This window comes from Microbacterium sp., assembly GCF_011620715.1.
Classification (GTDB): domain Bacteria; phylum Actinomycetota; class Actinomycetes; order Actinomycetales; family Microbacteriaceae; genus Microbacterium.
The window spans coordinates 1-7,338 of sequence record NZ_WOYP01000006.1 but is presented as its reverse complement, the minus strand read 5'-3'; the positions used below and the strand labels follow the sequence as shown (position 1 = coordinate 7,338).

The 7,338-nt window shown below is 67.0% G+C and carries 9 protein-coding genes, 1 tRNA gene and 1 pseudogene; 5 read left to right on the top strand and 6 right to left on the bottom strand.

Translation table 11 applies throughout. From position 1 onward, the window contains the following. Positions 1 to 291, top strand: a pseudogene (locus tag QZV84_RS01215) (DUF3494 domain-containing protein); the annotation flags it as partial. A 471-nt stretch (positions 292 to 762) separates the two neighbouring features. On the opposite strand, the gene QZV84_RS01210 reads toward QZV84_RS01215, so the two are convergent. The 4 genes from QZV84_RS01210 to QZV84_RS01195 form a co-directional block, all read right to left on the bottom strand. Beyond that, a complete protein-coding gene (locus QZV84_RS01210) occupies positions 763 to 1,107 on the bottom strand; it encodes a hypothetical protein (RefSeq protein WP_292824107.1) in 345 nt (114 codons plus the stop codon). 1 nt (position 1,108) lies between these two features. Then, positions 1,109 to 1,486: a hypothetical protein gene (locus QZV84_RS01205; RefSeq protein ID WP_292824104.1), complete on the bottom strand. Its 378-nt coding sequence runs from the start codon at positions 1,484 to 1,486 to the stop codon at positions 1,109 to 1,111. A 240-nt stretch (positions 1,487 to 1,726) separates the two neighbouring features. Then, positions 1,727 to 1,799: transfer RNA gene (locus QZV84_RS01200), tRNA-Lys, on the bottom strand. Between the two features lie 101 nt (positions 1,800 to 1,900). Then, positions 1,901 to 2,560 (bottom strand): fasciclin domain-containing protein, encoded by a 660-nt coding sequence (locus QZV84_RS01195; protein WP_292824101.1) that lies wholly within the window; start codon positions 2,558 to 2,560, stop codon positions 1,901 to 1,903. A 194-nt stretch (positions 2,561 to 2,754) separates the two neighbouring features. Between QZV84_RS01195 and sigK the strand changes: the two genes are divergently transcribed. The 4 genes from sigK (at position 2,755) to QZV84_RS01175 (ending at position 5,883) form a co-directional block, all read left to right on the top strand. After that, the gene (gene sigK, locus QZV84_RS01190; protein ID WP_292824098.1) at positions 2,755 to 3,357 is read left to right on the top strand and encodes an ECF RNA polymerase sigma factor SigK; all 603 of its coding nucleotides are present in this window, start codon (positions 2,755 to 2,757) and stop codon (positions 3,355 to 3,357) included. Then, positions 3,354 to 4,148 carry an anti-sigma factor gene (locus tag QZV84_RS01185; protein WP_292824094.1) on the top strand — a complete coding sequence of 265 codons (795 nt, stop codon included), beginning with the start codon at positions 3,354 to 3,356 and terminating at the stop codon, positions 4,146 to 4,148. Before sigK ends, QZV84_RS01185 begins: the two co-directional genes overlap by 4 nt. Before the next feature lie 30 nt (positions 4,149 to 4,178). Then, positions 4,179 to 4,817, top strand: a complete 639-nt coding sequence (locus QZV84_RS01180) for a DNA-directed RNA polymerase subunit beta (protein WP_292824092.1) — start codon at positions 4,179 to 4,181, stop codon at positions 4,815 to 4,817. A 181-nt stretch (positions 4,818 to 4,998) separates the two neighbouring features. Continuing rightward, positions 4,999 to 5,883: an aminodeoxychorismate lyase gene (locus tag QZV84_RS01175; RefSeq protein WP_292824089.1), complete on the top strand. Its 885-nt coding sequence runs from the start codon at positions 4,999 to 5,001 to the stop codon at positions 5,881 to 5,883. A gap of 89 nt (positions 5,884 to 5,972) precedes the next feature. Here QZV84_RS01175 and pstB read toward each other — a convergent pair whose 3' ends face one another. Both pstB and pstA read right to left on the bottom strand, forming a co-directional pair. Next, entirely contained in the window at positions 5,973 to 6,752 is a 780-nt protein-coding gene (gene pstB, locus QZV84_RS01170; protein WP_292824086.1) for a phosphate ABC transporter ATP-binding protein PstB, read from the bottom strand. A gap of 37 nt (positions 6,753 to 6,789) precedes the next feature. Then, positions 6,790 to 7,338, bottom strand: a 549-nt coding sequence (gene pstA, locus QZV84_RS01165; RefSeq protein ID WP_292824083.1) for a phosphate ABC transporter permease PstA, incomplete at its 5' end; no start/stop codon positions are given.

Below are 7,338 nucleotides of genomic sequence, written 5' to 3'. Positions count from 1 at the left end.
GCACCGGGTGAGCCTGGGACACCGGGAACCCCTGGCGCACCGGGAACGGCCGGAGCTCCGGGAGTCAACGGGGTCGATGGCACTAACGGCACGAGCGGGACCAATGGAACCGGCGGAACGAACTCGGCTGTTAACAGTGCCGGGTCGAGCGCGCCCGACACGCTCGCCGCCACCGGAGTGGATGCCTCAGGTCGATGGCTGCTGCTGTCGGCAGCAGCGCTCGTAACGATCGGCGGGATCTTCTTTGTTCTCATCGCCGCTCGTCGGCGTCGGGCGGCCACGTCGATCTGAGCCTGACCGAATCACAGACGCGCCATCGGGGGGAAGCCTCGGTGGCGCGTCGTGCGTGCGAAGCGGCGCTCTAGGCTGTCGTCGTTCGTGGCAGGTGGCACTCGAGGCAACGCGTTCCGAGGCCGTCTGCCTCACGTACCGCAGTCGGGAACCTGTCAAACGCGAGATCACGCGTGCACCCTCGGCACGATTTCGTGCCATCGGGATGCCGAGCCAGCCGCGCGACGAAGATCTCTGCCTCCGTACGCGCAGCTCGACGCAGTCGGGTGTTGCGCTGCTTGACCCGACTGAGGATGGTGCGCTCTTCGTCGGTAAGCGGAGTCCTCTGGAACATGGCAAATCTCCTTCGGAGGGCGCGACGGGCGCAGCACAGCGACTCAGTGAACGGGAGCCTTCGGGTGGCTCTCTTCTCTCGTGTGCGGCGTATCAGGCCACCACGAATCACCTTACTCACCCCTCCGGTCGGGAAGGTCACGTGGGGATGGGAATAGCAGATCGATCTGCCAATTCAATCTGGTCCGAAGCCTGCTCTACGGGGTTGCCCGTCCGCTCTGGCCGCTCGTCGGTGTAGGTTGCGAGCTCCCGAAGCCGGGTTGCAAGGGTGCGCAGGATCTCGACACGCTGGAACGGGATACCGTACGACTCGATCAGACGCTCGATTCGAGCAAGTCGCTCATCCATCGTGATATTGATTCCCGCGTCCTCGGCCAGAGGCGCCAACCGGTACGCCAGGTATGCGAGGTCCCAGATTCCGTGCCCAGGAGAGGCTGCATCGAAATCGAACAGGCTCGCGACGTGGCCATCGACGAAGGTCATGTTACGGCGCGACATCGTTGTGGCAGATGACCTCGGCGGGCTCGCGGGAGGGCGAACTCCACACCAGGTCTTGGCCGACCAGAGACACGCTGGCGTCATGCACCTGCCTGATCCGCTCGCCCGCGTCGTCCAGGATCTCTGGCTCCCAAAGCCAGTCAGGCAGGGGGTAGTCGCCGACGTCGCCGGGGAGGAACGAGAGAATCTCCCGGCCTTGGTCGTCGAAGCCGAGTGGCTCGGGGACCTCGTGGACGCCGGCAGCCTGCAGCGTGCGCAGGAGCTCGTGAACGGCGGGCGTCCAAGTACCGGGAACCCGGTGCACGGTCTGACCAACACGCACGATCGTGTGGGAATTGCCGCCGCTCAGAATCTGCTCCTCCACGGCCCCAACCTACGCGAGCCGCTAAATGTGCTCGCGAACTGCGCAGTTGCGGATCCCTCTGCGACGCGTAGAGCCACGATGAGCTCCCCGGCCTAGGGTCGAAGCATGGCGAGGGATCGGACGGATCATGTGCGGTGGGCCCCGCGTGGCTCGAAGCGGTGTTGTGGGTGGAATCTTCGCGAACACACGTGGCCGCTACGCAGTGAAGGACGCCGCTGGCGCGACGCCCTTCACTGTGCGTGGGCCCCGTGGGGCTCGAACCCACGACCCGCGGATTAAAAGTCCGATGCTCTACCGACTGAGCTAGAGGCCCTCGGCATCCAGCCTACTTCGCACAGACGGACCGGCTGGCAGCGTCCCCCGGGCATGCTGACGCATGCCGCCAGGAAACCCGGACCGAGCCGGCAGTCTGAATCACTGAGCCGGCGGCATCAGCACCGTGTCGATGAGATATACCGTGGCGTTGGCGGTCTGGACGCCACCGCAGATGACGGCGGATTGTCCGTTCACCATGATGTCGTCTCCACTGCCGCTGACCTCCAGGTCAGCCCCGTTCACCGTGGTGTGGGTGCCGTCGATGTCGGCGGGCAGGATCTGGCCGGGGATCACGTGGTATGTCAGGATCGAGGTCAGCAGTGCGCTGTCTGTCTTGAGCACCTCGATCGTGGCGGGCTCGATCTTGGCGAATGCGTCATCGACCGGTGCGAACACAGTGAACTCGTCACCGTTGAGTGTGTCTACGAGGTTGACGTCGGGGTTCAGGCCGCCCGAGACGGCAGCGGTGAGCGTGGTCAGGATCGGGTTGTTCGAGGCGGCGATGGCCACCGGGTCCTGGGCCATTCCGGCGACGGAGCCTGCGCCGTCGGGGACGGCCTCGGCGTAGGCCGCGCAGCCGGTTCCGACCAGGTTTGCGGTGGGGTCCATCTCGGTCTCCGGCGCCATCGTCGCTTCCGAGGTCGATGGGGCGGTGGTCTCCTCCGTGGTGCTGCCACTGGACATCGGCGAACATGCGCTCAGAGCGAGTGCGGCGGCGACGGCCAGGGGTCCGAGCAGGTACAGCTTCTTGCGGGACATCTTGTCCTCCTAGTTTTCGCGACGCCGGGGCGGCGCTGCAAGTCCAGTGGTGCTGTGGCCACTCGAGGCGGCCTACACGGTGTCTTCGGCGCCCTCGTCCGATCGGATGGGACCTTCCCGAGAACGCGGATGCCGCATCACGACGCGTGTGTCAACCCTCGCGTCGCGGGTGCTCGCGCGGAAGGCACTAGGGCATGCTGGTTGATGTGGTGATCGATGGTGTGGAGGTGCCCGAAGACGGGGCTGGCGCAGTCGACCTCGCCGGCGAGCTTCTGCTCCGTGTTGCAGACGGTGACCAGGCCGCGTTCGCCCGCCTCTACGACATGCTCTCCCCCCGCGCGTTCGGTCTTATCCTGCGCGTCCTGGTGGATCGCTCGCAGAGCGAGGAGGTCCTGCAGGAGGTCTTCCTCGAGATCTGGCAATCCGCCTCGCGATTCGCTCCGAACAAGGGACGGGGAAGATCGTGGGTACTCACAATCGCGCATCGACGGGCCGTGGATCGCGTGCGATCCGCTCAGGCGAGTACCGATCGTGATGTACGGGCGGGCTTGCGTGACATGGATGTCGCCCATGACGGCATCGCTGAAGAGGTGGAACTGCGGATCGAAGGGCAGCGCGTTTCCGAGGCGCTCGCGACCCTCCCCGATCTGCAGCGAGAAGCGATCATCCTCGCATATTTCGGGGGCTACAGTCAGAGCGAGATCGCGGCACTCGTCGGAGCTCCGCTCGGAACGATCAAGACGAGAATGCGGGACGGCCTGTCCCGCCTTCGGGTGGAGATGGGGGTGACATCGTGAATCAGCAGGAGTTCGCCGAACTGGCGGCCGGCCATGCGCTGCACGCGCTGTCGCCCGATGACGAGACAGCTTTCGAGACCGCGCGCCGGCAGCATCCGGAATGGGAGCATCACGTGGGAGCGGATGCCGAAACAGCTGCGCTGCTCGCCGCCGATGTCGCGGACGCCGAGCCGCCGCCGGCACTTCGCAGCGCTCTGCTCGCGAGGATCGCAGCCGCCGGAACGGGCGTGGTCGACGGGACGGATGTCGATGCGGCCGCCGCCGATCCGGCGTCGGCAGGGCGCGCCGATCGCCGGAGCCCGATGCCCGAGCGCGAGACTGCGAATCCGCGCCGGTGGCGCGCGCGTTCCTGGTTCGCCCTGGCCGCTTCCCTCGCTCTGCTGGTCGGAGTCGGATGGGGTGCGGTGTCGGTGAGCGAACGGCTCAACGCGCCGGCATCCGTCGTCGCTCTCGACCAGATCCAATCGGCCGACGATGCGCAGTCCGAGACCGTGACGCTCTCGGACGGCGGTGAGGTCACGGCGTATTGGTCGAAGACGATCGGCAAGGCCGTGCTCGTCTCGGACGGCCTGCCCCCGCTCGCCGACGACGAGAGCTTCGAGCTGTGGGTCGTGCGTGACGGCGCGGCCGTTCCCGCCGGCACGTTCACCAGCGACGACGGTACCGCGACCGAGCTGCTCGAGGGATCCATCGAGTCGGGAGACGTGATCGCCATCACGGTCGAACCGGCCGGCGGATCGCCGACCGGTCAGCCGACGTCGGATCCGATCGTCGCCATCGAGACCGCCTGAGCGCTGCCGTTGCGCGGGTAGCCTGGAATGGTGAGCGACGATTCGAGGGAGTTCCACAAACCCGTCAGGCGGCCGGCCGAACTGTTCGATCGGCGCTTTGCCGCGGAGGATCCTGCGGAGGTCTCACGGGTCGCCCATTCCACCGCGCACGCCCTTCTGTCCCGGGCTCGCGAAGATCCGCAGGGTGAGATCGTCGACCGGCTGGTGTCCTTCACGGCCGAGCACGGCATCGATGACATCGCCGAACTCTGGTCGCGTGCGCCCGCGCGATCGCTGCCCGGCGCGCTCTGGCGGCTCTATCTGATCCAGCTCATGATCCACGACGATCCCCACACTGCCGCGCTGCTGTACGAGCGGGGGCGGGTCGAGATCGCATCGGTCGATCCGGTGGTCGCCGGGGCGCCGACCCCGGCGGGTCCGGACGAGCTGGTCGGCCTGGTCGACACGATCCTGCGAGGGCTCTTTCAGGGCGATTTCGCGGTCGCGCTCGAACGGGCGGCGGCATTCTGCCGGGTGCAGGCATCCGGTGCGAGCCATCTCGCCGACGACTACGAGGCCACCGCGCCTGATCGCGCCTCCGCTCTGACGACTCGTGCGCTGCGTCTTGCGGATTACGCGACCGACCTCAGCGCCTGCGCCGCCCTGTGGCGCCGCGAGTTCCTGACCTGAACCGGGCTGCAGTCCTCGAGCCTGTGGGCGTTTCGGGGCGCCGGGCCGCAGAACGCCTCTCGGCGCGGAGCCGCTCGCGGCGGCAGAAGATGGAGCCCGGGGTTACTGCGGCCCGGCTGTTCAATTGTAACCGAGCGCTGGGCGCAGGCAGTCCCCGAGCGTGCCTCGATAGGCTCATGGCATGGCCTGGCGCTTCGCCCTCATGATTGATCCCGCGGCAGCCGGTGACCCTCGCACCGACTTCGCCGCGACCTTCTCGCCCATCGATCCCGCGGCTCCCGCGCTCAGCGTCGGCGAGCTGAGCACGCAGCGCGGTGACGGAATCTTCGAATCCGTCGGCGTCGTCGACGGGCACGCCCAAGAGGTGCGGGCTCACCTCGACCGGCTCGCGCACTCGGCCGCGATCTGCGACCTGCCCATCCCGAACCTCGAGCAGTGGCGCGAGGCCGTGGCTCTCGCCGCCGAGCACTGCGGTCCTGGCGAGAACGTGATCAAGCTCATCCTCAGCCGCGGCGTCGAGCATGGTCCGGCGCCTACTGCGTGGGTCACCGCGGCGCCCGCGGCTGACTTCTCCGGCCCGCGCCGCCACGGAGTCAGAGTCGTCACCCTCGACCGCGGCTACGACAGCGGTGTGCCCGCGCGCGCTCCCTGGCTGCTGCTCGGAGCCAAGACGCTCTCGTATGCGGTCAACATGGCTGCGATCCGCGAGGCGAAGCGCCGCGGAGCCGACGACGCCGTGTTCGTCACGACCGACGGCTTCGTTCTCGAGGCGCCGACCGCCTCGCTCATCCTGCGCGTCGGTGACACCTACGTGACGCCTGCCCCCACCGGCGGCATCCTGCACGGCACCACTCAGGTGAGCGCGTTCGCGTGGTTCGAGGAGCAGGGGCTCACGACCGCGTATCGCCAGGTGGCGACCTCGGAGCTGCCTCGAGCGGATGCCGCATGGCTCGTGTCATCCGTGCGCCTGGCCGCGCCGATCAGCGAGATCGACGGCATCCCGATCCCCGTCGACTCCGCCCTCACGGCTCGTCTCAACGGATACCTGCTGAGCCCGCGCGACTGATCCGTGCGCACGAACGGCCCGTGCACACAGCCAGCCCGTGCGGACGGCCGGCCCGTCCCCGAATCTGTGCCCTGAGTCTCCCGTGTCGACTAGCCGAAGCGTCCAGAGACGTAGTCTTCGGTCGCCTGCTCGCTCGGAGAAGTGAAGATCGACCGCGTGTCGGCGTACTCGATGAGCTTGCCGGGCTTGCCGGTGCCGGCGATGTTGAAGAACGCGGTGCGGTCGGAGACGCGCGAGGCCTGCTGCATGTTGTGGGTCACGATCACGATCGTGTACTCGTTCTTCAGCTCGCTGATCAGCTCCTCGATCGCGTAGGTGGAGATCGGATCCAGGGCCGAGCACGGCTCGTCCATCAGCAGCACCTGCGGGGACACCGCTATCGCCCGGGCGATGCACAGGCGCTGCTGCTGACCGCCGGACAGGCCCGAGCCCGGCCGGTCGAGACGGTCCTTGACCTCGTTCCACAGATTCGCGCCGGTGAGCGACTTCTCGACGAGGTCATCGGCGTCCGACCTGGAGATGCGTTTGTTGTTCAGCTTGACGCCCGCCAGCACATTCTCCTTGATCGACATCGTGGGGAACGGGTTCGGGCGCTGGAAGACCATGCCCACCTGACGGCGCACCAGCACCGGATCGACGTTGGGTGCGTAGAGGTTGTCGCCGTCGAGGAGCACTTCGCCCTCGACCCGCGCCTTGGGGATGACCTCGTGCATACGGTTGAGCGTGCGCAGGAACGTGGACTTGCCGCATCCCGAAGGGCCGATGAAGGCGGTCACGCTGCGCGGCTCGATCGAGAGCGAGACGCCTTCCACGGCGAGGAATTCGTCGTAGTAGACGTTCAGATCGTTGACTTCGATGCTTTTCGACACTTCGTTCCTCTGAGATTCGGGTCGGGGCGAGGCAGCGTCAGCGGCCGAGTTTGGGGGCGAAGAGCTTCGCGACCAGTCGCGCGATGAGGTTGAGCGCCATGACGATGACGATCAGCACGAATGCCGCGGCCCAGGCGCGATCGATGTACGCCTGCGCCGGAATGCCCTGGTTCATGTACTGGGAGTAGGCGAACACCGGCAGGGTCATCATGCGACCCTCGAACAGGTTGAAGTTCATGGATGCCGTGACACCGGCGGTCAGCAGCAGCGGGGCGGTCTCGCCGATGACGCGCGAGACCGACAGCATGATGCCGGTGGTGATGCCGGCGATCGAGGTGGGCAGCACGACCTTGACGATCGTCAGCCACTTCGGAACGCCCAGGGCGAACGCCGCCTCGCGCAGTTCGTTCGGCACGAGGCGCAGCATCTCTTCGCTCGAGCGAACGACGACAGGGATCATCAGGACGGCCAGCGCGACCGAGCCCATGAACCCCATCCGGATGCCGGGACCGAGGAACAGCGCGAACAGCGCGTACGCGAACAGACCGGCCACGATCGACGGGATGCCGGTCATGACGTCGACGAG

Bases quoted from the DNA above. Each gene is read 5' to 3' on its own strand.
- QZV84_RS01175 (WP_292824089.1), top strand. From the start codon at position 4,999: ATGGCCTGGCGCTTCGCCCTCATGATTGATCCCGCGGCAGCCGGTGAC.
- QZV84_RS01210 (WP_292824107.1), bottom strand. From the start codon at position 1,107: ATGACCTTCGTCGATGGCCACGTCGCGAGCCTGTTCGATTTCGATGCA.
- QZV84_RS01195 (WP_292824101.1), bottom strand. From the start codon at position 2,560: ATGTCCCGCAAGAAGCTGTACCTGCTCGGACCCCTGGCCGTCGCCGCC.
- sigK (WP_292824098.1), top strand. From the start codon at position 2,755: ATGCTGGTTGATGTGGTGATCGATGGTGTGGAGGTGCCCGAAGACGGG.